The 21,675-nt window shown below is 59.4% G+C and carries 23 protein-coding genes and 1 tRNA gene; 16 read left to right on the top strand and 8 right to left on the bottom strand.

Going from position 1 to position 21,675, the window contains the following annotated elements:
• Window positions 1–121 precede the first annotated feature (121 nt).
• From DI396_RS13835 to ribD, 5 genes are all read left to right on the top strand, one after another.
• On the top strand, window positions 122–673 hold the full coding sequence (locus DI396_RS13835) for a VPLPA-CTERM sorting domain-containing protein (RefSeq protein ID WP_235851882.1): 552 nt from the start codon (window positions 122–124) through the stop codon (window positions 671–673).
• Window positions 674–755: 82 nt separating this feature from the next.
• Entirely contained in the window at window positions 756–1,745 is a 990-nt protein-coding gene (locus DI396_RS13830; protein WP_110796790.1) for a capsular polysaccharide export protein, LipB/KpsS family, read from the top strand.
• Window positions 1,742–2,164 carry a secondary thiamine-phosphate synthase enzyme YjbQ gene (locus DI396_RS13825; RefSeq protein WP_110796789.1) on the top strand — a complete coding sequence of 141 codons (423 nt, stop codon included), beginning with the start codon at window positions 1,742–1,744 and terminating at the stop codon, window positions 2,162–2,164. Before DI396_RS13830 ends, DI396_RS13825 begins: the two co-directional genes overlap by 4 nt.
• Window positions 2,165–2,284: 120 nt before the next feature.
• Window positions 2,285–2,752, top strand: coding sequence for a transcriptional regulator NrdR (nrdR, locus tag DI396_RS13820; RefSeq protein ID WP_110796788.1), 468 nt, complete (start codon window positions 2,285–2,287; stop codon window positions 2,750–2,752).
• Window positions 2,749–3,849, top strand: a complete 1,101-nt coding sequence (ribD, locus tag DI396_RS13815; RefSeq protein ID WP_268876852.1) for a bifunctional diaminohydroxyphosphoribosylaminopyrimidine deaminase/5-amino-6-(5-phosphoribosylamino)uracil reductase RibD — start codon at window positions 2,749–2,751, stop codon at window positions 3,847–3,849. Before nrdR ends, ribD begins: the two co-directional genes overlap by 4 nt.
• 1 nt (window position 3,850) lies before the next feature.
• On the opposite strand, the gene DI396_RS13810 is transcribed toward ribD, so the two are convergent.
• The 3 genes from DI396_RS13810 to DI396_RS13800 all read right to left on the bottom strand — a co-directional run bounded on the left by DI396_RS13810 (window position 3,851) and on the right by DI396_RS13800 (window position 8,977).
• Window positions 3,851–5,896: a capsular polysaccharide biosynthesis protein gene (locus DI396_RS13810; RefSeq protein WP_235851881.1), complete on the bottom strand. Its 2,046-nt coding sequence runs from the start codon at window positions 5,894–5,896 to the stop codon at window positions 3,851–3,853.
• Between the two features lie 19 nt (window positions 5,897–5,915).
• On the bottom strand, window positions 5,916–7,049 hold the full coding sequence (locus DI396_RS13805) for a polysaccharide biosynthesis/export family protein (RefSeq protein ID WP_235851880.1): 1,134 nt from the start codon (window positions 7,047–7,049) through the stop codon (window positions 5,916–5,918).
• 620 nt (window positions 7,050–7,669) lie between these two features.
• On the bottom strand, window positions 7,670–8,977 hold the full coding sequence (locus DI396_RS13800; protein ID WP_110796829.1) for a capsule biosynthesis protein: 1,308 nt from the start codon (window positions 8,975–8,977) through the stop codon (window positions 7,670–7,672).
• 181 nt (window positions 8,978–9,158) lie between these two features.
• On the opposite strand from DI396_RS13800, the gene DI396_RS13795 reads away from it, so the two are divergent.
• From DI396_RS13795 to DI396_RS13765, 7 genes are all read left to right on the top strand, one after another.
• On the top strand, window positions 9,159–9,746 hold the full coding sequence (locus DI396_RS13795; protein WP_110796785.1) for a riboflavin synthase: 588 nt from the start codon (window positions 9,159–9,161) through the stop codon (window positions 9,744–9,746).
• Between the two features lie 216 nt (window positions 9,747–9,962).
• Window positions 9,963–10,937, top strand: a complete 975-nt coding sequence (locus DI396_RS13790; RefSeq protein ID WP_110796784.1) for an MBL fold metallo-hydrolase — start codon at window positions 9,963–9,965, stop codon at window positions 10,935–10,937.
• Between the two features lie 151 nt (window positions 10,938–11,088).
• Window positions 11,089–12,222 carry a 3,4-dihydroxy-2-butanone-4-phosphate synthase gene (ribB, locus tag DI396_RS13785; RefSeq protein ID WP_110796783.1) on the top strand — a complete coding sequence of 378 codons (1,134 nt, stop codon included), beginning with the start codon at window positions 11,089–11,091 and terminating at the stop codon, window positions 12,220–12,222.
• On the top strand, window positions 12,222–12,773 hold the full coding sequence (locus DI396_RS13780; RefSeq protein ID WP_110796828.1) for a 6,7-dimethyl-8-ribityllumazine synthase: 552 nt from the start codon (window positions 12,222–12,224) through the stop codon (window positions 12,771–12,773). Before ribB ends, DI396_RS13780 begins: the two co-directional genes overlap by 1 nt.
• Entirely contained in the window at window positions 12,770–13,285 is a 516-nt protein-coding gene (gene nusB / locus DI396_RS13775; RefSeq protein ID WP_110796782.1) for a transcription antitermination factor NusB, read from the top strand. The genes DI396_RS13780 and nusB overlap by 4 nt, the downstream gene beginning before the upstream one ends.
• Window positions 13,286–13,538: 253 nt before the next feature.
• Entirely contained in the window at window positions 13,539–13,871 is a 333-nt protein-coding gene (locus DI396_RS13770; protein ID WP_110796781.1) for a hypothetical protein, read from the top strand.
• 378 nt (window positions 13,872–14,249) lie between these two features.
• Window positions 14,250–14,681, top strand: a complete 432-nt coding sequence (locus DI396_RS13765) for an MmcB family DNA repair protein (protein WP_110796780.1) — start codon at window positions 14,250–14,252, stop codon at window positions 14,679–14,681.
• 20 nt (window positions 14,682–14,701) lie between these two features.
• Here DI396_RS13765 and DI396_RS13760 read toward each other — a convergent pair whose 3' ends face one another.
• The gene (locus tag DI396_RS13760) at window positions 14,702–14,887 is read right to left on the bottom strand and encodes a DUF6324 family protein (RefSeq protein WP_110796779.1); all 186 of its coding nucleotides are present in this window, start codon (window positions 14,885–14,887) and stop codon (window positions 14,702–14,704) included.
• Window positions 14,888–15,058: 171 nt separating this feature from the next.
• On the opposite strand from DI396_RS13760, the gene DI396_RS13755 reads away from it, so the two are divergent.
• Window positions 15,059–15,135: transfer RNA gene (locus tag DI396_RS13755), tRNA-His, on the top strand.
• A 39-nt stretch (window positions 15,136–15,174) separates the two neighbouring features.
• Here DI396_RS13755 and DI396_RS13750 read toward each other — a convergent pair.
• Entirely contained in the window at window positions 15,175–15,486 is a 312-nt protein-coding gene (locus tag DI396_RS13750; protein WP_110796778.1) for a DUF6476 family protein, read from the bottom strand.
• Here DI396_RS13750 and DI396_RS13745 point away from each other — a divergent pair.
• From DI396_RS13745 to DI396_RS13735, 3 genes are all read left to right on the top strand, one after another.
• Complete coding sequence (locus tag DI396_RS13745) at window positions 15,485–16,519, top strand: RluA family pseudouridine synthase (protein WP_110796777.1); 1,035 nt, start codon at window positions 15,485–15,487, stop codon at window positions 16,517–16,519. The two genes, DI396_RS13750 and DI396_RS13745, sit on opposite strands and share 2 nt — an antisense overlap.
• Before the next feature lie 204 nt (window positions 16,520–16,723).
• Entirely contained in the window at window positions 16,724–17,620 is an 897-nt protein-coding gene (gene rpoH, locus DI396_RS13740) for an RNA polymerase sigma factor RpoH (protein ID WP_110796776.1), read from the top strand.
• 93 nt (window positions 17,621–17,713) lie between these two features.
• A complete protein-coding gene (locus DI396_RS13735) occupies window positions 17,714–18,022 on the top strand; it encodes a DUF4389 domain-containing protein (protein ID WP_328588348.1) in 309 nt (102 codons plus the stop codon).
• Between the two features lie 80 nt (window positions 18,023–18,102).
• Here DI396_RS13735 and DI396_RS13730 read toward each other — a convergent pair whose 3' ends face one another.
• The 3 genes from DI396_RS13730 to DI396_RS13720 all read right to left on the bottom strand — a co-directional run bounded on the left by DI396_RS13730 (window position 18,103) and on the right by DI396_RS13720 (window position 21,496).
• Window positions 18,103–19,275 carry a dipeptidase gene (locus DI396_RS13730; protein WP_110796775.1) on the bottom strand — a complete coding sequence of 391 codons (1,173 nt, stop codon included), beginning with the start codon at window positions 19,273–19,275 and terminating at the stop codon, window positions 18,103–18,105.
• Between the two features lie 135 nt (window positions 19,276–19,410).
• The gene (locus tag DI396_RS13725) at window positions 19,411–19,671 is read right to left on the bottom strand and encodes a hypothetical protein (RefSeq protein WP_235851879.1); all 261 of its coding nucleotides are present in this window, start codon (window positions 19,669–19,671) and stop codon (window positions 19,411–19,413) included.
• Window positions 19,646–21,496, bottom strand: a complete 1,851-nt coding sequence (locus DI396_RS13720) for a M3 family oligoendopeptidase (RefSeq protein ID WP_110796774.1) — start codon at window positions 21,494–21,496, stop codon at window positions 19,646–19,648. Before DI396_RS13720 ends, DI396_RS13725 begins: the two co-directional genes overlap by 26 nt.
• Window positions 21,497–21,675 lie beyond the last annotated feature (179 nt).

The following is a 21,675-nucleotide window of genomic DNA, read 5'->3' as shown; positions in this document are numbered from 1 at the left end:
TTGCTCTTTGAGGAGCAATCGGTAAAAAAAATCCCGTTAGCGATGTATTTCTCTTTTCTTAAGTCAGCCAAGTCTCCATCGTAACCAAAGATGGTTTTTTGAATGAGTAAGGAGGATACCCGTGAAGTTTCATTGTTCTGCGGCTGCCGCCCTGGCGCTCACGATCGTCCCCGTGATGGGGCAGGCAACGACAGCGCCGCGGCAGGTTCACGACGTCAGTTTCCGTGCCTACGGGTTGATGGATGGCAGTTTTTCCGCCGAGGATTTGAATGGGGATGGTCGAATTTCCCTTGATGAAACCTACAACTTAACCGCAGCGGCTTACAATTATGGCAGTGGCGGCGGCGGCAATTGGTATGCTGAACTTTCGGCGGTATATACCTTGGACATCGCAATCGGTAGCAACCGTTTCGACAGCCTGACAGCAGATTTCGACATTCCGATCTATCGCTGTGGCTATGATTCGCCGCCGGACTGTTTTGAAGAATACGGTGCAGATGATATTATTGGCCATTGGACGCTTTCATTGTACGAATGGGTGCAGCTTGAGCAAATCGAGGCGTCGTGGCAAAGCTATCCGGCAGTTCCGCTACCGGCCAGTTTTGCGCTTCTGCTTGGCGGCTTGGGCGCATTTGCAGTCGGCGCGCGGCGTAAGGCCCATACCGCCCCTTAAGGGAGGTCACTGAAACGGGGTGAGCCAAAGAGAAGTCCGGCGCCCTTGCGCGGGGTGAACGAATTGGGCCACACTTGGCCTTATGTCTGCATCCGCTCTCACGTTGATTGATCGTCTTGGTCAAACTGATTTTGGCAAAGGTCCGGTGATTGTGCATGCTTCCGAGACGTGGTTTCGGGCCCTGCGCGAGGGCCGCTTTGCTTTTTTCAACAAGCTGGCGGCCAAGGCGCGCATCGAAGGGCATGGGGCATTTTTAATCCGTGCCGAACGCAAAGCTGCGCAGCGGTTGTTTGAAAAACCCTATCTGCATATCGTGATCGGGCCGATCACACCGCAGGGGCCTCATATATTGCATGCGCATCCGCATTATATTTGGGGGTTCTGGATGTTGGACCCGAGCGGCGTGCATGGCCGCGCGGCGCAGGCAGATCGGGTGTTTGATCCCGATGTGATTGACCACAGGGCGGCACGTTATTTTTTCAACGGGGTTACCGGACATATGCGGCGCGAGAATGTCAGTAAGTTGCCGCAACCCGCGCGCGCGCAGATTGACGGCGCCTACGCGACCATTTTCGCCCAAGATATCGAGCATTTCAAACAGCCGCTTCACTATGTTCCGATGGCGGAGGTGATCACCCGCACGGCGCAGGCGGCACAGGGGCGGCGGGTCTATCTTAAATTGCATCCTGCGGGGGACGCGGCGCGCAATGCGACTTTGTCGGAGGTGGCGCGCGGGTGCGGCGTCACCGTCAGCGCCGCATCGGTGCATGATTTGATCGCGGTCAGCGACCGGATCGTGACCCAGACCAGCGCCGTGGGATTTGAGGCGTTGATGCACAAAAAGCCAGTGATTCTATGCGGCAGAACCGAGTATCATCACGCGGCTTGGGTTGTGGAAGAGGGCGTCGATTTGCCCCGCGCGCTTGAGGCGGCGCCGGTGGCTTTGGCGAGCTTTCCATATGAAGATTATTTTTACTGGGCCTTGGCGGTGCACGGGTTCGAGCCGGCGAAAGAGGAGTTTGCAGACCGGGTGTGGGAGCTGTGCAAGGCGCATATGCCGGGGCAGCCATGAGGCAGCATGGGTTCACCATAGGCACCTGCGGACAGGGGCTGTATGAATTTACCAGTGATGTCGCGGCATGGGTTGCTGCGACTGGGGTTGCCGATGGCCTATTGACCCTATTCGTGCAGCACACGTCGTGTTCGCTGTTGATCCAAGAGAACGCCGATCCGGAGGTGCAAACCGACCTGCGCGCCTATTTCGCCCGGTTGGTGCCGCCCACCAGCGATCCGTCGATGGCCTATCTGACACATACCTATGAGGGGCCCGACGATATGCCCGCCCATATCAAGGCAGCGATGATGCCGGTGTCGGTGTCGATCCCCGTTGCTGACGGGCGGATGCGGCTTGGGACATGGCAGGGAATTTATCTGTTTGAACACCGCGATGCCCCTCACAGCCGCCGGATCGCGGCGCATCTTGCGGGCTGACTTTTGCTCTACCCAAAGGATGGTGGCTGTCCTATAGTGACGGTGGACAGGCGGAGGGGCGCCGCAACATCCGCGCACTCCCCGCATATGATTGCATGAAGTGATAAGAGGATCCGGCTGATGCGTTGCCCGTTTTGTGGAAATATGGACACTCAAGTGAAAGACAGCCGGCCGGCTGAGGACCATGTTTCGATCCGTCGCCGCCGGTTTTGCCCTGCATGCGGTGGCCGCTTCACCACCTATGAACGCGTGCAGTTGCGCGATCTGGTGGTATTGAAATCCAACGGTCGGCGTGAGGATTTTGACCGCTCCAAATTGGAACGGTCGATCCGCATTGCGCTGCAAAAGCGCCCCATCGAGCAAGAGCGCATGGACCAGATGATTTCGGGGCTCATTCGCCGGCTGGAAAGCATGGGCGAAACGGATATCCCGTCGAAACTCATTGGCGAGATCGTGATGGAGGCTTTGGCCCGCATCGATACCGTTGCCTACGTGCGTTTCGCCAGCGTTTACAAGAACTTCCAAGCCGCAGACGATTTCGATAAATTCGTCTCCGAACTGCGCCCGAACGTCGAACCGGACGAGTGACTTCGCACGATCACCGTTACATGGCGCTCGCCCTTTCGTTGGGGCGGCGCGGGCAGGGGGCGACATGGCCCAATCCTGCTGTGGGCTGTGTGATAGTCAAAAACGGGCGCATTGTCGGACGTGGCTGGACTGCGGCGGGCGGGCGCCCGCATGCAGAGCCGATTGCTTTGGCTCAAGCGGGCACCGCCGCGCGGGGTGCCACCGCTTATGTCACCCTAGAACCCTGCTCCCATCACGGTAAAACGCCGCCCTGCTGCGACGCGCTTATTGCGGCGGGCATCGCGCGGGTTGTCGCCCCACTCGAGGACGTTGACGCGCGGGTTTCGGGGCAGGGGTTTGCCATGTTGCGGGCGGCAGGGATCGAGGTCACCACCGGGATATTGACCAGCGAAGCGGCCCGCGACCATGCCGGTTTTTTCATGGCCCGCGAGCAAGGCCGGCCCTTGGTGACGCTGAAACTCGCATCCAGCTTTGACGGGCGCATTGCCACCGCGTCGGGCGAAAGCCAATGGATCACCGGCCCCGAGGCGCGCCGGTTGGTGCATCTGCAGCGCGCCGCCCATGACGCGGTGATGGTCGGGGGGGGGACGGCGCGCGCCGATGATCCGTCTTTGACGGTGCGCGGCCTTGGCATTGCGCAGCAACCGGTGCGTGTTGTGGTGTCGCGGCGGCTTGATCTGCCGCTGTTGAGCACATTGGCACGCACCGCCAAAGAGGTGCCTGTCTGGCTCATTCACGGACCCGACGCCGATCCGGCGCTGCGCGAGGCCTGGGCCGGGATCGGGGCGACTCTGATCGAGGTGCGGGCCGACGGGCGGATGTTGGATGCGGGCGATATCCTGGCCAAGCTTGGCGATGCCGGATTGACGCGGGTGTTCTGCGAAGGCGGCGGAGCTTTGGCCGCCTCGCTTTTGGGCGCCGATCTGGTGGATCAATTGATCGGCTTTACCGCAGGTCTGGCCTTGGGCGCGGAAGGGCGGCCCAGCCTGAGCGCGATGGGGATAGAGCGTTTGGCTGATGCACCGCGCTTCAAACTTTGCGAAGCGCGGACGGTGGGCAATGATCTGCTGCATATCTGGCGGCGCGCCGAGCTTTGATCTAGCGCCATAGATGCGCGCGGCTTGCCAATATGCCTTGCAATTTTGCGAGCACTCTAAGTGCGGGGGCTTTGCCGCCAGTTTGCCCCGTGGAGAGGCGATCGACCACCACTTCGGGCGGGCAGGGATGGCGTGTCACCGGATCAAAATAGCGCGGATAATCAATGAGGACCGCATGGGCGAGCGCCAGAAGGCGCACCGGATTTTGTGCGGGGCTGCGGACCCGGCGGGCGGGGACCGTACCCAGATCGCAGGTCAAACCCCAACCGGCATAGAAGGGCGTGCCAAGGCAGGTGACAGGCACGCCGCGCAGCAAGGCTTCGAACCCGAGGCCGGAGGTCATGGTCCAAACTTCATCGACATGCGCCAAAAGCGCGGCAGGATCGGTGCCGGACAAAACGCGGGTGGCCAGATCGGCCAAGGCTTGTTGCGACACCGCACCTTTGCGCAGGCCTGCCTCGACATCAGGGTGAGGTTTGTAAAGGATCACCGCATCGGGATGCGCGGCGCGGGCGGCTTCCAAAAGCGCGAGGTTGGTGGCAACCTGACCGCTGCCAAGGCGGATCGACGCATCGTCCTCGACCTGTCCGGGCACAAGAATACGCGGCGCATCGGGCAGCCCCTCCAAATCCGGTGCTGCGGCGCCCAGATTATATTTGCTCAATCCGGCTTTGCCGAGCTGTGTCATGAGCCGTTCGGCGCGCAGGGCTTGATCGGGGCGTAAGATATCGGCGCGGGCGTGGATGAGCCGTTCCAGGCGGCTTTCGCGGGTTGGATCGTAATACATCCCCAGATCATCGAGCACTAAGGACAGGGGCGGGGTGAGCGCCGCGCCCAGTCCGGCAGAGCGCAAAAACCCGTCCTCAAGGCGATATGTGCCGTCCGTAGCCGGCGCCATGCCCCAAACCATGTGGTTGCGGCCCTCAACCGCTTTGTCCGAAAATCGCATTGGTTTTTCTGTGCCAAAGAACCTTTGCAACGGGCGACGTTTCCACAGACGCATGTGCCCTGCGCTCCATCCGGTGCGATCCTCGCGGTCGCTGCGGGTTTCGGCTTCGAGCGTCGCAATCACATCCTCGATCTCGCAGGATTTGTTGCGGTAAGGATCATACCAATGCGGGTAAAGCATCATAACGCCGGCGAACAGTTGCACCCGCGTCAGCGGACGGTTGCGGCGGGTCAGCGGATTGGGGTGGCGATCCTCTGTCAGCCCCCAGCCGCTATAGAACGGCAGGCCGAAGACCTGCGGGCGGTGCCCCGACAGGATCGCGTCAAACCCGAATTGCGAAGTAACGGTATAGACCGCAATCGCGCCTTCGAGCAGGTTTTGCGGGCTATGCGGCGCGGTGATCAGTTGCACCCGGCCTTGGGCATCGTCTGGGCTGAAATAGCCCGCGCGATGACCGGCGGCGGTTTCGGGATGGGTCTTGATCAAAATACGCGCGGTGGGGTGGTCCTCCATCGCGTAGTAAAGCATTTCGCGAAAGCTGTTGGCATCGGCCCCGCCAAGGCGCACCGAGGCATCGTCGCGGGTTTGGTCAATCACCAAAACATACCCCGGATCGGGCGGGGGCAGGGCAGGGTCATTGGCGCTGTATTTGCTTAAATGCGCGTCCCTGATGCGGGCCATTGCGCCGCGCGCGCGCGAAAGAACTGCCGCATCATCCAGCGGGTCGGTCATCAGAAGATGTTCGAGATCGGAGGGTTGGCGGGCATCAAACATTGCGCCGCGCGTGTCGATGGTTAAGCCAAGCGGCGGCTCTCCCTGCCGTCCCGGATGCAGCGACCGCAGCGGCGCGTCCTCGATCCGGACCAGAGGTAAGCCGGTCTTTTTGGCCCAAGCTTCGCCCCGTTTGGCATAGGGGCTGTGCCCCCAAACACCGATCACGTCACCGTCGCGTGGCCGCGTCAGATAGCCGAAAACCGGGTCATATCCCGCACCGCGCAGAATGGCGCGCAGGCGATGTTGCCGCAAGAAACCGAGAGTGTAATAGAGCAGCCGCCGGTTGGAGAGACCGGCGGCTGGCTTATGTGGGTCATCCATCATGTTGGACGTCCCTCGAGGTTTAGTTGCCCGCGAGCGAGTTGATCGAATTGATCGGGGTGAGCGAGCCGGTGATCGCACCAATGGTTTTGTTCCACTGGGTGAACGGCGCTTCGGTGACATAAAGTGTATCGTCATCGCGGATGACAAAGTCACGGGCCATGAACATGCCGTTGGGTTTGGTCAGGTCAAGCACATAGACAAGGCGCTGCGCGCCGACCAAATCGGTGCGGCCCATGACCATATTGGCGATTTCGGCAGGTTCATTGCGCAGGACAAACACCCCGGTCGGATCTGCCGCCGTGGGGACAAGGCCGCCGACTTGGGCGATGGCTTCAAGTGCGCTGAGCGTTTGGGTTTCGAATGTGACGCGGGCTTGGCCCGATGTGGCGCCAAGCGCGGTAAAGGCGCGAGTGTCGGCTTCGACCAGAATGCGGTCGCCGCCGCGCAGGGCGATGTCATTTTCCGGGTGTTCATAGAGGTCTTGGAGCCAGATCTCGCCGCGTTCCTTGCCACGGATCACGGTGATTTGTGCGGTTTCGGGCTCAATCGTAATGCCGCCCGCGCGGGCCAGCATCGCCGAAAGCGTGCGGGTGGGGCGTTCGATGGCATATACCCCTTGGCCCCCCACGGCGCCGACGAGATTGACGGTCGATCCGTCACCGGCGAGGCGGCGCACCTGAACTTGTGGGCTGGGGGTTTGGCCTTCGAGCTTGGTCGAAATGATCCGGCGAATGGCCTCGGGTGTGTTGCCTGCGGCGCGAATGCGGCCTGCATAGGGAACGAAAATGAAACCGGCACCGTCGACTTGGACTTCTTCAAGCACCGCAGAGTTCTGTCCTTCGCCGACCAGGAGCCCGTCATCGACGTTTTCCCAAACCGTCAGGCCCAGAGTATCGCCCGGGCGAATGGTATCCGATCCGATTTGGCTGGCGTTAAGAAAGGCATCGGAAAATCCAAGCGCGGGGGTGAAGGCGGTGGCACGGGTCACGCGGTCATTAACCGCAACGATGAAGGCGTCGCCTTGGTTTTGTACGGACCCGGCATAAATTTCGCGTTTGTTGGGACCCACGCGCGGTAACCCGCAGGAGGAAACGACGGCCAATGCGGCCAAAAGCGCGATACCACGCGCCCATTTTTTTGAATGGGTATTCACTGCCTCGGGTCTCCTCGACCTGATATTTCTGCCTCTGCGCGCCTCATTTTTTCGGGCGCTTTGGCAGCAGGCTAGCCTACCCATTCGCAAAAATCCAGCATTTGCGCGGCGTTGGGCCGTTTTCCGGGTTGTATGTGTGGCTTCATGGTCGCGCGGCGGCGCGTGCGCTACGAGATGCTGTGGGGTATTCTGATCGTGCCGCTAGATATGGGGTCTGTGAGGCCCGTCGTGCGCGGGGGTGCGACGCGGCCATCATTGGATGATGGCGATTACTTAACGGCGTGTCACTAACGGCACCCCGTTTGCCGGCAAAGCGCCGCCATAGAGCGCTGCGCTCTAGGTCTCTATCGTGCTCAGCTGTATGTCGGCACAGATGAAAAGACGGCTGCGGCGCCAAACATCAGGCCGATGCGGAGCGCGCGCCCGATGGCCCGCAAGCGCAGCCATGACATATGAAGTGGCTAAGACACCCTCTGGCGGGAGATAAATCAGTGTTCTCGCCGTGGAAGATCTAAGGGGCGATTGTTTGTCCGGCCCTATGGGGGCGGGCATATGCTTGAAACCTTGTGGTTTGCCGGTTTGCACCTTGGCATTATCCGGGAGCCTGGCCGCTTTGGGGGTCAGTTCACCAGTCGAAGCGATTGTCGCGGGGCGGCGCTGCCGGAGGCAAGCGCGTCGTAGGGGTCTTCGGGCGAGAGCATCATATCGACGACTTGGCGCATCAATTGCCGCCGGCCGCGCGCCGAATAAAACCCGCCTGCGATCTGGCTGGTTTCCAATAGGTAGCGGCGGTAATCGGTATAGGCGCGCCGGTCGGGGCGACCTGCGCCGGCGAAAAATTCGGGCAGCGGTTGGGTCGATACAAACTCGGGTTTGGCGTAGACCGCATCGCCAAAGGTTTTGAGCGGAATGCCGCGCCACAGGACTTGCTGCGCGGCGGTGGAATTGACGGTTACTGCGGTGCGCGCGTCATTTAATAGCTGTGCCAGCTTGCCGCCGCGCACCCAATGCACGCGGCCGTTGAGGCCATAGGCCTTGGCCAACTGCTTGATCTCACGGCGCAGAGGCGCACGCCCATCCTCAAGCGGGTGGGACTTGAAAACCAAATGGTGATGGCCCGGCGCGCCTTCGGCAAAACCACGAATCACCACGTCGAGAAAATCGGTCATCGTGGCGAAGGGCGAGTGCATCTGAAACGAGCTGTCATGCTCAAGCTGCAGCAGGGCAAGATGGTAGGGAAAGCCGCCGCTGCGGATGCGGAAGGTGGCGATCATCCGGTCCAATGCTTGCGCCGGCATGAGCAGAAGGCGCTTGACATAAAGTTGAAATTCCTTGGCCACGCTCAGAGCGCGATGAGGGCGGAAATTGCGATAATTGCCGTTTCGGAACATCACGAACCAATGGTAGAGCGCGCCATAGAAAATGTGGTGGCGCGTGTCACCCCAACGGGCGGGCGGCACCGGTGTGTCCATATCGGAGTTCGCCAAAACGCGGCGCATATCTGCAACACTCATATCCATGAGCCGCGAATGGCCGTTCGATCCGCCGCGTTCATAGGTAACCCAATAGGGGCGCATGTAGCCTTCTTCGAAAACATGCACCGTCAACCCCGCAGCCCGGGCGCGGGTCACGGCCTCGGCATGAATTGGGCGGGTGTCGCCATAAAGGACAATGTCGGTGATGGATTTCTCGGCGCATAGCGCGTCGAATGTCGCGGGCCATTCGTCTTGCGCGCCGTGGAACGGGATGTAGGAGGCGGAATGAAACCAAAAGGCGCGGTCCCCGGCATTGAAGCCGACACGCCAAACCTCGGCTCCGGCGAGGCGCAGCATTTTTCCCAAGCTGTGGAAAAACGGCCCGTGTGGTCCCTGTAGAAATAGAAAATTACGCCGTGCGGGCGGCTCTGCCTCGGTGGGTCTTAACGTCATCTCACTGTGATCCGTATCGTCCATGCCATGTGTTACCGCACAAGTTCTTTCAAACAGCTTAGCGCAGACCTTCGGCAAAATTAAGGCTTCGGGCCCCGCGACGCCGCAGGTGCTTGTCAAAATGTTGCAAGGAGGCTACCTCAAGAGGCGAAATTAGGCGTCTGACCGAAGGAAACACCGCATGTTTACGGGTATTATCACCGATATTGGCCGCGTGACGGCATTGGAGCAACGCGGCGACCTGCGTGTGCGGATTACCACGGGCTATGACACCGGCGGGATCGATATCGGGGCCTCCATCGCCAGCGATGGTGTCTGCCTGACGGTGATCGCGCTTGGCGATGACTGGTATGACGTCGAGGTCAGTCGTGAGACCGTCTCGAAAACCAACCTCGGCGATTGGGTTGAGGGGCGGCGGGTAAACCTCGAACGGGCGCTCAAGGTTGGCGATGAATTGGGCGGGCATATTGTGTCGGGCCATGTGGATGGCGTTGCCGAGATCGTGGCGTTGCAGGACGAGGGCGACAGCACCCGCGTTACCCTTTGCGCTCCGGAGGCCTTGGCGCGGTTCATTGCGCCCAAAGGGTCGGTGGCGCTCAACGGCACATCCTTGACGGTGAACGAGGTCGATGGGTGCGATTTTGGCATCAATTTCATCCCCCACACCAAAGAGGCCACCACATGGGGGGATGCCAAAGTCGGAGATCGCATCAACCTCGAAATCGATACACTGGCCCGCTACGTGGCACGGCTGCAAGAATTCTCCTGATCCCGTCGAATGGTGGTGCATTTGGCCGATTGCGGATGCCTCCGGCGGGGATATTGAGAGAAAGCAGAATAGGCGCGCGCGCGTTCTATTTTCCGAAAATATCCCCGCCGGAGGCATGAAGCTCTTATCTTTGGTGGACGCGGCAGGACACATTCATTAATTGTGTTGCGTTGTTGTCTGGGCGCTCTATCGTGGGCGACAGTAGGGAGAGAGATCATGTTATTCACCACACCGAACCGGCGCGCGCTTTTGAAACTGGCAGCGGCATTGCCCGCCTTTGCGATGGGGGCGGGGCCGATGCAGGCAGCGGTTCTGGGCGCACCGGACGGCGGTAATCCCGGTCATTTTCATTTTACCTTGGGGGAGATGAAGCTGACTGTGCTGTCGGACGGGCATTTTGCGCTGCCGACTTCGGGCCTTGGGGTGAATGCGCCGCGCGAGGCGGTGGCCGATTTTCTGGCGCAGCACTACCTTGATCTTGAACAGGGCTATTCGCATACCAACCACTTGTTTGTCGATACAGGCGCGGCCCGGATTTTGGTCGATGTCGGATCCGGTACCCGTTGGTTTGGCTCTACGGGGCGACTTTTGGCGAATATGGAAGCGGCGGGGATTGATCCGGCAAGCATCACCCATGTGGCGATCACCCATGCGCATCCTGATCATATTTGGGGCATTCGCGATGATTTCGACGAGGCGATTTTCCCGCAGGCCGAATATATCATGGGCGCGGCCGAGCACGCCTATTGGATGCAGGATGGTTTGGCCGAGCGCGTGGAGCCACAGGCGCAGCAATTCGTCGTGGGGGCGGTCAATTCGATCAATTGCGAGGGTGTGAAATGGGTTTTGGCCGATGCGGGGCATGAGGTCGTTGCGGGCGTGCGGCTGATCTCCACACCGGGGCATACGCCGGGGCATATGTCGCTACATCTCGAAAGCAACGGCCAGCAATTGATTGCGCTCGGCGATAGCATGACCCATGCGCATCTCAACTTTGCCCATCCCGAATGGTATAACGGCACCGACAGCGATGGTGACCTGACCGTTCTCACGCGCAAGCGGCTATTGGCCCGTGCCGCTGCCGACCGGATTGCAGTTCTGGGCTATCATTTTCCCTTTCCCGGCGTCGGACATGTGCGGGCCGAGGGCAGCAGTTACCGGTTTTTGCCTGCGCTTTGGCAATTCGAATAGGGCGGGTTCCGCATTCTCTTGGCACGGGGCGTGAACGGGGCATACCGCCGCGCCGAGACGCAGCGGCGCGTTGCCCCCAGACGTTGCGGGCCTAGCCTTTGCTGGCGCTCTGGGGTATCTGCCGGTTACGCGCAAAAAAGAGGGAAAGCCGATGCCCGATTCCGTACCATTTGAAACGCCCGGACCTGTTGAAGAGAACTGGCGTGATGCGATTTCACCGATTGACGAGATCATCGGGGATGCGCGCAATGGCCGTATGTTCATTTTGGTTGATCACGAGGACCGCGAGAACGAAGGCGATCTGGTGATCCCCGCCCAAATGGCGACGCCCGAAGCGATCAATTTCATGGCGACGCACGGGCGCGGGTTAATTTGCCTGACGCTGTCGTCCGAACGTATTGACGCGCTCGGCCTTGAATTGATGTCGACGAATAATTCTTCGCGCCACGAGACGGCTTTTACGATTTCCATCGAGGCACGCGAAGGGGTTTCGACCGGCATTTCTGCCCATGACCGCGCCCGCACCGTGGCGGTGGCCATCGACGCCAGCAAGGGCCCGCAAGATATCGCCACACCGGGCCATGTGTTCCCGCTTCGCGCCAAGGATGGCGGTGTGCTGGTGCGTGCCGGTCATACCGAAGCTGCGGTGGATGTGTCCCGTTTGGCGGGGTTGAACCCCTCGGGCGTGATTTGCGAGATCATGAATGATGACGGGTCGATGTCACGTTTGCCTGATCTGGTCGGGTTTGCGCAAAAGCACGGGCTGAAAATCGGCACGATCTCTGATTTGATTGCCTACCGGCGCCGTCACGACAACCTTGTGAAACGCGTGCGCGAGGCGCAGGTGACCTCGGAATTCGGGGGCACATGGACCATGCATGTCTACCGTGATGTGACCCAGGACACCGAGCATGTCGCGATGATCAAAGGCGATCTGTCGGGGGATGCGCCGGTCTTGGTGCGGATGCATGCGATGGATCCGATGAAGGATATGCTGGGTCTGGAAGGCGCGGGCCGGGCGAGCGAATTTGCAGGTGCGATGCGCGCCGTGGCCGCAGAGGGGCGCGGCGTTGTGGTCCTGTTGCGAGATATGCAGGCCAAGCTGACCGCCGAGGGCGACAGCCACCCGCAGACTTTGCGGCAATACGGGCTTGGCGCACAAATCCTGTCGCAACTGGGCCTGTCGAAGATTGATCTTTTGACCAATTCGCCCAAACCCAATGTTGTCGGTCTTGATGCATACGGGTTGGAAATCACCGGCACCCACAAAATCGGAGGCGTATGATGGCCGCAGCAGAGCAACATTACATTCTTCCACGGCCTACATTCGACAAGCCGGTGAAAATTCTCATCGTGGTATCGCCCTACTACAAGGATATCGCCGACAATATGATCGCAGGGGCCAAGGCGGAGATCGACGCCTGTGGCGCGACTTATGACATCGTCGAAGTGCCGGGCGCATTGGAAATTCCCACTGCGATCGGCATTGCCGAACGGATGAGCAATTTTGACGGCTATGTTGCGCTTGGATGCGTCATTCGCGGCGAGACGACCCATTACGAGACCGTGTGCAACGACAGCAGCCGCGCGCTGCAACTTTTGGGATTGCAAGGGCTGTGCATCGGCAATGGTATCCTGACGGTCGAGACCCGCAAACAGGCCGAAGTGCGGGCCGATCCGGCGGATCAAAATAAGGGCGGCGGGGCGGCCGCTGCGGCCTTGCATCTTGTCGCGCTGACCCGTAAATGGGGCGCTTCGCGCAAGGGGGTCGGATTTGTCCCCGCGCAAGACGAATACCAAATCGCAGGCACCAGCAAGGGCACCCCAACCGCATGAGCAACGACGACCACATAGACCCATCCGCACATACGGGCCGGGGCAGCAACCTGTCCGGCAACGCCAAGCGCAAGATGAAATCCGCCGCGCGGCTCTATGCGGTGCAGGCCTTGTTCCAAATGGAAAGCGCCGGGCAAACGGTCGAGCGGGTGATCGTGGAATTTGAAGACCACCGGTTTGGCGCGGTCTATGACGGCGATGAAATGCAAGAGGGCGACCCACGCCATTTTCGCACGGTGATGCAGGATGCGGTGAATTTCCAAGCCCCGATTGACCAGATGACCGATCGCGCGTTGGTGGCGAAATGGCCAATCAACCGGATCGATCCGACTTTGCGCGCGCTGTTCCGCGCGGCGGGTGCGGAATTGACCCAAGGTGACGCGCCGCCCAAGGTGGTGATCACCGAATATGTCGATGTCGCGCGGGCGTTTTTCCCCGAAGGCAAAGAGGCGAAATTCGTCAATGCCGTTCTGGATCACATGGCACGCGAGGCCAAGCCCGACGCATTTTGATGCGGGGGCGCAGGTTTGCGCAGCGGCACACCGTCGCGCGGCACAGATGGCGGCGTTTCATCGGGCCTGCGGATATATGAGCCACAAAATGGGCACGAATGGCTTTGAAACGAGCAGGTTTTGGCTCATTTTACGTTCGGTTGAGGCAAAAACGCGCGGCGTAGGGATGTGGGCTTGTGACGGGTCAACTTTGCGATATGGTTGAGGGGCAGGGTGGTTGATACCCCTGCTCCCCTTCATTTGGAGCGCTAAAATGCCCAAACTTATCCGTCTATACATCACCCATTGTGCCATCGGTTTCGCCATTTCGGCGGCTTTCGTGTCGATGCTCTTGTGGTTCAATATCGCCAACCTGTGGCATTTGGTTTCTCATAGCCCTTCAGGTATTTTGGCGGTGCTGGTGCTTTGGGTGTCGAATGGGATTGTCTTTGCCGGGGTGCAATTCGCCATTGCAGTGATGCGCCTTAAGGACGATGATACCGGGCCGCGCGGCGGTAAACGCCAACCGGTTGCAACGCTCGAACCGGCGATGGTACGGGCGCAAGCGCCGGCACGTTCCGGCGACAGGTTCCAAAAACGTCAGTGAGCGGTTCTTTTACGGGCGCCCGAACAGTGGTGCCCGATCACGATTGCCCAAACATTCGCGCATCGCAGGCGTTCGTGTGCTTGGGCGATGGTGTGGTGAAGTGGCGGGCCCGCAAACGCAACCGTCCGGATATCTCATTCCCGAGGACCTGTATGTACAGGTGGGCGCCAGATAAAGAGGCCAGGGCCAAAACAGAGCCAGCTCCCTCGGAATTGCTTAAGGCCACCGGAATGCATCCAATAACGAGAAGGGCAGAACCCGCCGCCTCTTGATGTAGTCCTCGCATCGGCATCCGGCAAGGGGCACACTGCAGATGACGTCGAAAAACCGCGTGCGCGCGGGGCTTGCTATTTTTCGGGCGTCGTCCAAGATAAATCCATGACAGAGTTTTTACAGCCCGGACAGCTGTTGGCGCGTGGGGTAAGCCGCCATCTGCTCAGCTATGATTTCGTCTCGGTCGAAGAATTCGTGCCCGAACGCGGCCGCCGCGTGGATGTTATGGCAATGGGTCCAAAGGGCGAGATTTGGGTGGTCGAGTGCAAATCCTCTCTGGCGGATTTCCAATCGGATTCGAAATGGGAGGGCTACTTGCCGTGGTGCGACCGCTTTTTTTGGGCGGTGGATGCGGTTTTCCCCGTCGAAGTATTACCCGATGATACCGGATTGATCCTTGCGGATGCTTATGGTGCGGAGATTATACGCATGGGGCCAGAGGGAAAGCTGCCGCCCGCACGGCGCAAATCTCTCAGTTTGAAATTCGCCCGCGATGCGGCGCGTCGGTTGCACCGGATGCGTGATCCGCGTCCCTGACGGCAAGACGGGGCAGGGATTTATTTGATATTCCGTGCCGTGCCTGCCGCAGCGCGAATTTCCTCGGCGATCTCTTCGGCCTCTTCAGGAGTAAAATCCATCGGAATTTCAACACCTTGAGATTCGATGTAAATACGGACCATGCCGTGATCCGTTGGCCCGATTTGCAGATTCGCTTCGACGTCGACTTCGCTGTTGATCCCCATGGGCCATCTCCTTTTTGAGTTCATTGAGCTACTCCGAGGGGGGGTGATTTGCAAGTCTTTGAACCGCAGGTCGATTTTTCCAAGTGTGATGGGATTTGCAGGGCTTTGTGGCATTTTTTCGCGCAGATCAGTCTTGCATTTGCTTGGCACAGCCGCTAAATCCGCCCCAGTGCCGCCTTAGCTCAGTAGGTTAGAGCGCTTGATTGTGGATCAAGAGGTCCCTGGTTCGAGACCAGGAGGTGGTACCATTACCCCCCGCCGATAATTTGAGTTGCCATCTGGCGGCGCTATGGTGTGGTGATGTGCACGGTTTGGCGCAGATCGCCGGTGGCGGCGTCAAAAATCAAAATGCGGTTGTCTTGCGTGACCACGGCCACCCAATCATTTCCGCGTGTAAATGCCGTCGGCTGGGCGCCATCAGGCAGAGCGATGGTTTCAGGTAAAGGTGGCATCGCCGCGCGTGGCTCGGACGAGAAACGGATGACAATCAACGCGATGATGATTAGAAGCCCCGCTATCATTGTGCCTGTCAGGACCGTCACCAAGAGGCGCAGAAACCGCAAGTTGGCCGGCAATTCCGGTTGAGGATCATCACTCATGGGCAACACGCGCCTTTCCGTTCGTATTAGCGCAGACCCTGCGCCCCGCCTTGATAAGGCGCTTTCGCGCGATGTGCCAGTGGAGGCGTCGTTGTCGCGCACACGGCTGGCGCGGTTGATTGCGGCGGGGGACGTCACGCTCAACGGCGTAGTGACGACCGATCCCAAGGCCAAAGTCGTGGAGGGTGATATTATCGATATCACCGTGCCCGTGGCCGAAGACAGCCATATCGGACCCGAGGATATCCCGCTTGATGTGGTGTTCGAGGATGACGATTTGATTGTGATCAACAAACCGGCGGGGATGGTGGTGCATCCGGCCCCCGGCACGCCGTCGGGCACATTGGTCAATGCGCTGTTGCATCATTGCGGTGATGATTTGTCCGGTGTGGGGGGCGAAAAACGCCCCGGCATCGTGCACCGGATCGACAAGGAAACCAGCGGGCTTTTGGTTGTCGCCAAATCCGACCGCGCCCATCACGGGTTGGCCAAGCAATTCGAAAAACACACCGTCGAGCGCTATTATCTGGCGGTGGTGTATGGCACGCCCGATGCCAATGATCCGCGGTTGCGCGGGGTGCGCGGTGTCAGCTTCGAGAGCGGCAATATCATGCGGATCACCACGCAATTGGCGCGGCACAAACATGACCGGCAAAAGCAGGCGGTGTTCTTCACCGGCGGGCGGCACGCCGTGACCCGCGCGCGGATTGTCGAAACCTTTGGTGCGCCGGTGGTGGCGACGTTGGTTGAATGCTGGCTGGAAACAGGGCGCACCCATCAGATCCGTGTGCATATGGCCCATGCAGGGCATAGTTTGATCGGCGATCCGACCTATGGCAGCAAGCGCAAGCTGCCCAAGGGCGCATTGGCGCAAACCGCAGTGGATGCGATTTCAAGCTTTGCGCGCCAGGCGTTGCATGCGGCGGTTTTGGGATTTGAGCATCCTGTCAGCGGCGAGATGATGCGCTTCGAGGCGGCATTGCCGCAAGATATGGCGCAGTTGATGGATGAGCTGCGTTTGCCAGCAAAATAGGCGGTCTCAACGCGCCTCGTTAAATTTTCCATGTTTCTGCCGTGCACAAACGCGTGAAAACCGCGGAAATGCCGCGCAGCAGCGACGGAAGCACGGTATACATTCGTTAAACAATCAATCCTCAGCGCCTTGAAACTGCGCTGTTCAGTGCTTAATTCAATGTTACGCCCTTTAACATAAGGGCCCCAGATAGGGGGACACACCTTGAGTAACTATGCAAATCTGCCGGCACCAACGCCGGAAGGCGGTTTGAACCGCTATATGCAAGAAATCCGCAAATTCCCGCTCTTGGAGCCGGAAGAAGAATACATGCTGGCCAAGCGTTGGGTCGAGGAACAAGACACGGCGGCCGCGCATAAAATGGTCACATCGCACCTGCGTTTGGCGGCGAAGATCGCTATGGGCTATCGCGGCTACGGATTGCCGCAAGCCGAAGTGATCTCGGAGGCCAATGTCGGTTTGATGCAGGCGGTCAAACGGTTTGACCCGGAAAAAGGCTTCCGGTTGTCGACCTATGCCATGTGGTGGATCCGCGCCAGCATCCAAGAATTTATCCTGCGCTCATGGAGCCTTGTGAAAATGGGCACCACCTCGGGACAGAAAAAGCTGTTCTTCAATCTGCGCAAGGCCAAGGCCAAAATCGGCGCATTTGAAGAGGGCGATTTGCGCCCCGAGAATGTCACCAGAATTGCGACCGAATTGGGCGTGACGGAAACCGAAGTGATCTCGATGAACCGGCGGATGTCGGGCGGGGATGCGTCCTTGAACGCGACGGTCGGCTCCGAAGGTGAGGGCACGATGCAATGGCAGGATTGGCTCGAAGATGAAGATGCCGATCAGGCCGGCGATTACGCCGAAAAAGACGAGCTCGAAACCCGCCGTGCGTTGCTTGCGCAATCGATGGACGTATTGAACGAGCGCGAGCAGGACATCCTGACCAAGCGGCGATTGCAGGATACGCCGATGACGCTCGAGGAATTGAGCGTGGTCTATAATGTCAGCCGCGAACGTATCCGCCAGATTGAGGTGCGCGCCTTTGAAAAGCTGCAACTGCGGATGCGCGAATTGGCCGATGAAAAAGGCATGATCGAAAGCGCTTAAACCTGCCAGTGGCATCGCGCCGCGATTGTGGCGCTTGAAAACAAACGCATCGGGCGGCACAGTCGCGCCCGATGCGTTTTTCTTTTGGGGGCCATGGATATGAATGATGACGAGAAAGTAGAGGGCCGGTTGCACGGCGAACAGTTCGAACCCGACGCGCCCGAGGGGATGCTTGTCCGGATCGTCTATGTGATCCTGATCGCATTGATGATGAGCGTGTCACAAACAATTTTGGCAGTGGCGACGATCGTGCAATTGGTCCTGATGGCGTTGAACAAGGGCGAGCCGAATGAGAATCTTGCCCGTTTCGGCACGGATCTTGGCGTTTGGATGGCCAAGGCGGTGCGCTATATGACCGCCGACAGTCGGGTCAAACCCTGGCCCTGGACCGAAATCGATTGATCTCAGGGCCAAGGTTTCAAGGTGAAGGGATTGACCGCAACAGCGCGCACGGCGTCCCCTGCTGTTTGGCTGCCGCAAGATTAATTCAGCCGTGCGCGGATCACCCGTTGCATATTTTCACCCATGACTTTCGCGATTTGCGCCGGGCTGAGACCGGCCTCGAGCAAGGCATGGGTGAGGGCGGGCAATTCTGACGTGTCAAAGGCCGTTTCGACCGACCCGTCATAATCAGAACCCAAGGACACCGCATCTTCGCCCACCGCTGCCACCGCCGCGACAATCATTTTGGCGATGCCTTCGGGGGTGATCTCGCCACAGGCCACCTCGGCCCAATAGCCCATGCCGATGACCCCGCCACGCGCCGCGACCTCTTTGAGCAGGGCGTCGGGGATGTTGCGTTTGACCTCGCAATGCGAATGCAACCCGGTATGAGACACCACGAGCGGGATATCGGTGCGCGCGAGCACATCGATGATGACCTGTTGGCTGGAATGGGCCAGATCAAGGATCAGCCCGCGCCGCACCACTTCATCGACCACGGTTTCGCCGAATGCGGTCAGTCCGGCGTTGCTAGTGCCATGCAGCGATCCGCCCAGAGCATTGTCAAAGAAATGTTGCAATCCGATCAAGCGATACCCGGCCTCTTCAAGGCGGGCGAGATTTTCGATTCTGCCTTCCAAGGGGTGCCCGCCTTCGACGCCCAAAAGCGCGCCGATCACATCGCGGTCAGAGGCGCGGGCGGCGATCAGCGCGTCCAGATCTGCCTCGGATTTGATGATTCTAATGCGGCTGGGGTCGGCGTCGCGAAAGGCATGCAGGCGCATGGCTTGATCCTCGGCGCGGGCCAAAAGCGAGGTCCAGGTTTTGATCGGGCGCAATTGGCCGAAGGATAAAAGCGTAATGTTGTCAAACGCTTCTGCTGAATTTTCCTCATAGTTCAGGCCCGCAGGGCTTTTGGTTACGGCGGTGAATACCTGTAGTGCGACGCCGCCTTGGCGCAGGCGTGGAAAATCGACCTGACCATAGCCGACCGTGTTGAGGTCGCGGTCCCACAAAAGGCTATCGGCATGCCAGTCCCCGACAAAAAGCGTGTCGTGCAAGGCGCGCGCGCTGTCTGAGACGGGATAGGGATCATGATCGATGACATTGTTGGATTTGTTGCCAACGTAATCGGCCAGAAACCCGAAAAACCCGATGGCGCCGACGACGATCAGTGCCAGAACCAAAACCCCGAGCCGTTTGAGCCATGTCATATCCGTATCCTCCCTAAAGGTCTGGGGAGGAGTAGAGAGCAAAACAACCGGTCTGGCTATAGGTTGCGTGATGTCGAAGGGTGCCCTTGCCACGGGCGAGGGGGCGCAGGCAAAGCATGAGCTTGGCGCGGCTGGTCAGTCGCGCCCCGATATCCGTGCCCAAAGCGGTTTGATATCTAGTGCCGCAATGCCGATGCCCAGCGGGACCATCCAAAACCCCAAAACCGGCAAGAACCCCAATATTCCCCCAGCGATGAGCAACCCGCCAAGCACAAGCCGCAAACCCGCCGGCACGTTGCGCCGCACCCGCACCAACATGCGGGCGAGACGGGCGCGCAGCCCGTGGCCCCCGCCCGAGGCAGGGCGCGCCTTAGCCTTCCATCGCTTCCAATTCATCAATGAACCCTTCGATCATTGCCAAACCCTTGTTCCAGAAAGCCGGATCGGTGGCATCAAGTCCGAAGGGGGCAAGCAGTTCCTTGTGGTGCTTCGAGCCGCCCGCCTTGAGCATGTCGAAATATTTCTCTTCAAAACCCTCGGGGCTGTCTTGGTAGACCGCATAAAGCGCGTTCACGAGGCCGTCGCCAAAGGCATAGGCATAGACATAGAAGGGCGAGTGGATGAAATGCGGGATATAGGCCCAAAACGTCTCATACCCCTCCATGAATTCAAACACAGGGCCAAGGCTTTCGGCCTGCACCGACATCCACAATGCGTTGATGTCCTCGGGGGTTAATTCGCCCGTCCGGCGTGCGGCATGCAGCTTGCATTCGAAATCATAAAACGCGATCTGGCGCACCACGGTGTTGATCATATCCTCGACCTTACCGGCAAGCATCACCTTGCGCTCTGCAGGGGTTTTCGCCCCGTCGAGCATTTTGCGGAACGTCAGCATTTCACCAAAGACCGATGCGGTTTCCGCCAAAGTCAGAGGCGTCGAAGAGAGCATTTCGCCCTGCTCGGCGGCAAGAACCTGATGCACGCCGTGGCCCAATTCATGCGCCAAGGTCATGACATCGCGGGGTTTTCCCAAATAGTTGAGCATCACATAGGGGTGCACATCTGTCACGGTCGGATGGGCAAAGGCGCCCGGTGCTTTGCCCGGTTTAACCCCCGCATCGATCCAGCCTTTGGAAAAGAACGGCGCGGCGATTTCGGCCATGCGCGGATCAAAGGCGCCGTAAGCCTCCATCACGATTTTCTCGGCGGTGGGCCAATCAACGGTGCGCGTGTCCTCGATCGGCAGGGGCGCGTTGCGATCCCAAACCTGCATGGTTTCGAGGCCGAGCCATTTGGCTTTGAGCTTGTAATAGCGGTGCGACAGGCGCGGGTAGGCGTTGACCACCGCATCGCGCAGGGCCTCGACCACCTCGGGTTCCACATCGTTGGACAGGTGGCGGGAAAATTGCGCCGAAGGCATGTTGCGCCAACGGTCGTAAATTTCCTTTTCCTTGGCTTGGGTGTTGTGGACGCGGGCAAAGGTTTTGATGTTCTCGCCAAAGACGCGGGCCAATTCGTGGCTGGCGGCTTCGCGGCGGCTGCGGTCGGGATCGGTCAGAAGGTTCAGCGTGCCTTCGATGTTAAGCGTGTCGCCTTCGCCCGCGACATCAAATTCCAATCCGGCAATCGTTTCATCAAACAACTTTTCCCAGGCATCCCCGACGACGCCGAGATCGTGCAAGAACCGTTCCATCTCGTCGGACAATTGATAGGGGCGCATGGCGCGGCGGCGGTCCAGAACGGGGCGATAGCGGCGCAGGCCCTCGCTGTCCTTCATCCATGCTTCATAGGTTTCGGACGATACCTCGTTCACTTCAAGCCAGTAAAACACCAAGGCGGAAGAGGCATTGATGATCCGCTCTTGCATGTCGGACATGAATTTGGCGCGGTCCGCATCGACGGTGTTTTGGTAATAGCGCAGACCGGCAAAAGACATGATACGTCCGGCGATGGCGTCCATTTTCTCGGACCGCTCGATAGACGCGAGGAAACCGGCGGCATCTAGACCGGCTAGTTTGCCCTCGAAATCGGCGGCAAATTTTTGCGTCTCCGCCTCGAACCATTCGAGATCACGGGCCAATTCCGGCGCGTCTTCACCGCTGTAGAGGTCACTTAAATCCCATTCCGGCAGCTTCCCGAAATTGTCCTTTCCCCCGCCGGCATGGGCGTCACGCAAAAGATCGCGGGGCTGGTCGCAAAACGAAGAGGGAAGCTGAAACATGGGAACGTCCTTTTATTGGTTGGTCAGACATACGCGCTCCATTGGGCGCTCTCAAGGGGCGGGGCGCGGTTAATGGCTCCGGGGACCGGTGATGTGGCGGGCAATGGCTTGCGGGCGCGAAGCGGATCGGCAAGATAGGGGCGTCGATTGGGGCGGTGATGAAGCCGGCACCAGAGGGC

This window comes from Litorivita pollutaquae, from assembly GCF_003205515.1.
Taxonomy (GTDB): domain Bacteria; phylum Pseudomonadota; class Alphaproteobacteria; order Rhodobacterales; family Rhodobacteraceae; genus Litorivita; species Litorivita pollutaquae.
Note: the sequence above shows the minus strand (reverse complement) of the source record. Positions and strands in the feature narration are given on the sequence as shown.

Excerpts from the sequence above, each read along its gene's own strand:
- DI396_RS13720 (WP_110796774.1), bottom strand. The coding sequence starts at position 21,496 with ATGTTTCAGCTTCCCTCTTCGTTTTGCGACCAGCCCCGCGATCTTTTG.
- DI396_RS13810 (WP_235851881.1), bottom strand. The coding sequence starts at position 5,896 with ATGATGGATGACCCACATAAGCCAGCCGCCGGTCTCTCCAACCGGCGG.
- DI396_RS13760 (WP_110796779.1), bottom strand. The coding sequence starts at position 14,887 with ATGGGGATCAACAGCGAAGTCGACGTCGAAGCGAATCTGCAAATCGGG.
- nusB (WP_110796782.1), top strand. The coding sequence starts at position 12,770 with ATGAGCAACGACGACCACATAGACCCATCCGCACATACGGGCCGGGGC.
- DI396_RS13790 (WP_110796784.1), top strand. The coding sequence starts at position 9,963 with ATGTTATTCACCACACCGAACCGGCGCGCGCTTTTGAAACTGGCAGCG.
- DI396_RS13745 (WP_110796777.1), top strand. The coding sequence starts at position 15,485 with ATGGGCAACACGCGCCTTTCCGTTCGTATTAGCGCAGACCCTGCGCCC.
- DI396_RS13770 (WP_110796781.1), top strand. The coding sequence starts at position 13,539 with ATGCCCAAACTTATCCGTCTATACATCACCCATTGTGCCATCGGTTTC.
- ribB (WP_110796783.1), top strand. The coding sequence starts at position 11,089 with ATGCCCGATTCCGTACCATTTGAAACGCCCGGACCTGTTGAAGAGAAC.
- DI396_RS13750 (WP_110796778.1), bottom strand. The coding sequence starts at position 15,486 with ATGAGTGATGATCCTCAACCGGAATTGCCGGCCAACTTGCGGTTTCTG.
- DI396_RS13800 (WP_110796829.1), bottom strand. The coding sequence starts at position 8,977 with ATGACGTTAAGACCCACCGAGGCAGAGCCGCCCGCACGGCGTAATTTT.
- DI396_RS13765 (WP_110796780.1), top strand. The coding sequence starts at position 14,250 with ATGACAGAGTTTTTACAGCCCGGACAGCTGTTGGCGCGTGGGGTAAGC.
- DI396_RS13735 (WP_328588348.1), top strand. The coding sequence starts at position 17,714 with ATGGATATGAATGATGACGAGAAAGTAGAGGGCCGGTTGCACGGCGAA.
- DI396_RS13725 (WP_235851879.1), bottom strand. The coding sequence starts at position 19,671 with ATGAATTGGAAGCGATGGAAGGCTAAGGCGCGCCCTGCCTCGGGCGGG.
- nrdR (WP_110796788.1), top strand. The coding sequence starts at position 2,285 with ATGCGTTGCCCGTTTTGTGGAAATATGGACACTCAAGTGAAAGACAGC.
- DI396_RS13730 (WP_110796775.1), bottom strand. The coding sequence starts at position 19,275 with ATGACATGGCTCAAACGGCTCGGGGTTTTGGTTCTGGCACTGATCGTC.
- DI396_RS13825 (WP_110796789.1), top strand. The coding sequence starts at position 1,742 with ATGAGGCAGCATGGGTTCACCATAGGCACCTGCGGACAGGGGCTGTAT.
- DI396_RS13830 (WP_110796790.1), top strand. The coding sequence starts at position 756 with ATGTCTGCATCCGCTCTCACGTTGATTGATCGTCTTGGTCAAACTGAT.
- DI396_RS13795 (WP_110796785.1), top strand. The coding sequence starts at position 9,159 with ATGTTTACGGGTATTATCACCGATATTGGCCGCGTGACGGCATTGGAG.
- DI396_RS13780 (WP_110796828.1), top strand. The coding sequence starts at position 12,222 with ATGGCCGCAGCAGAGCAACATTACATTCTTCCACGGCCTACATTCGAC.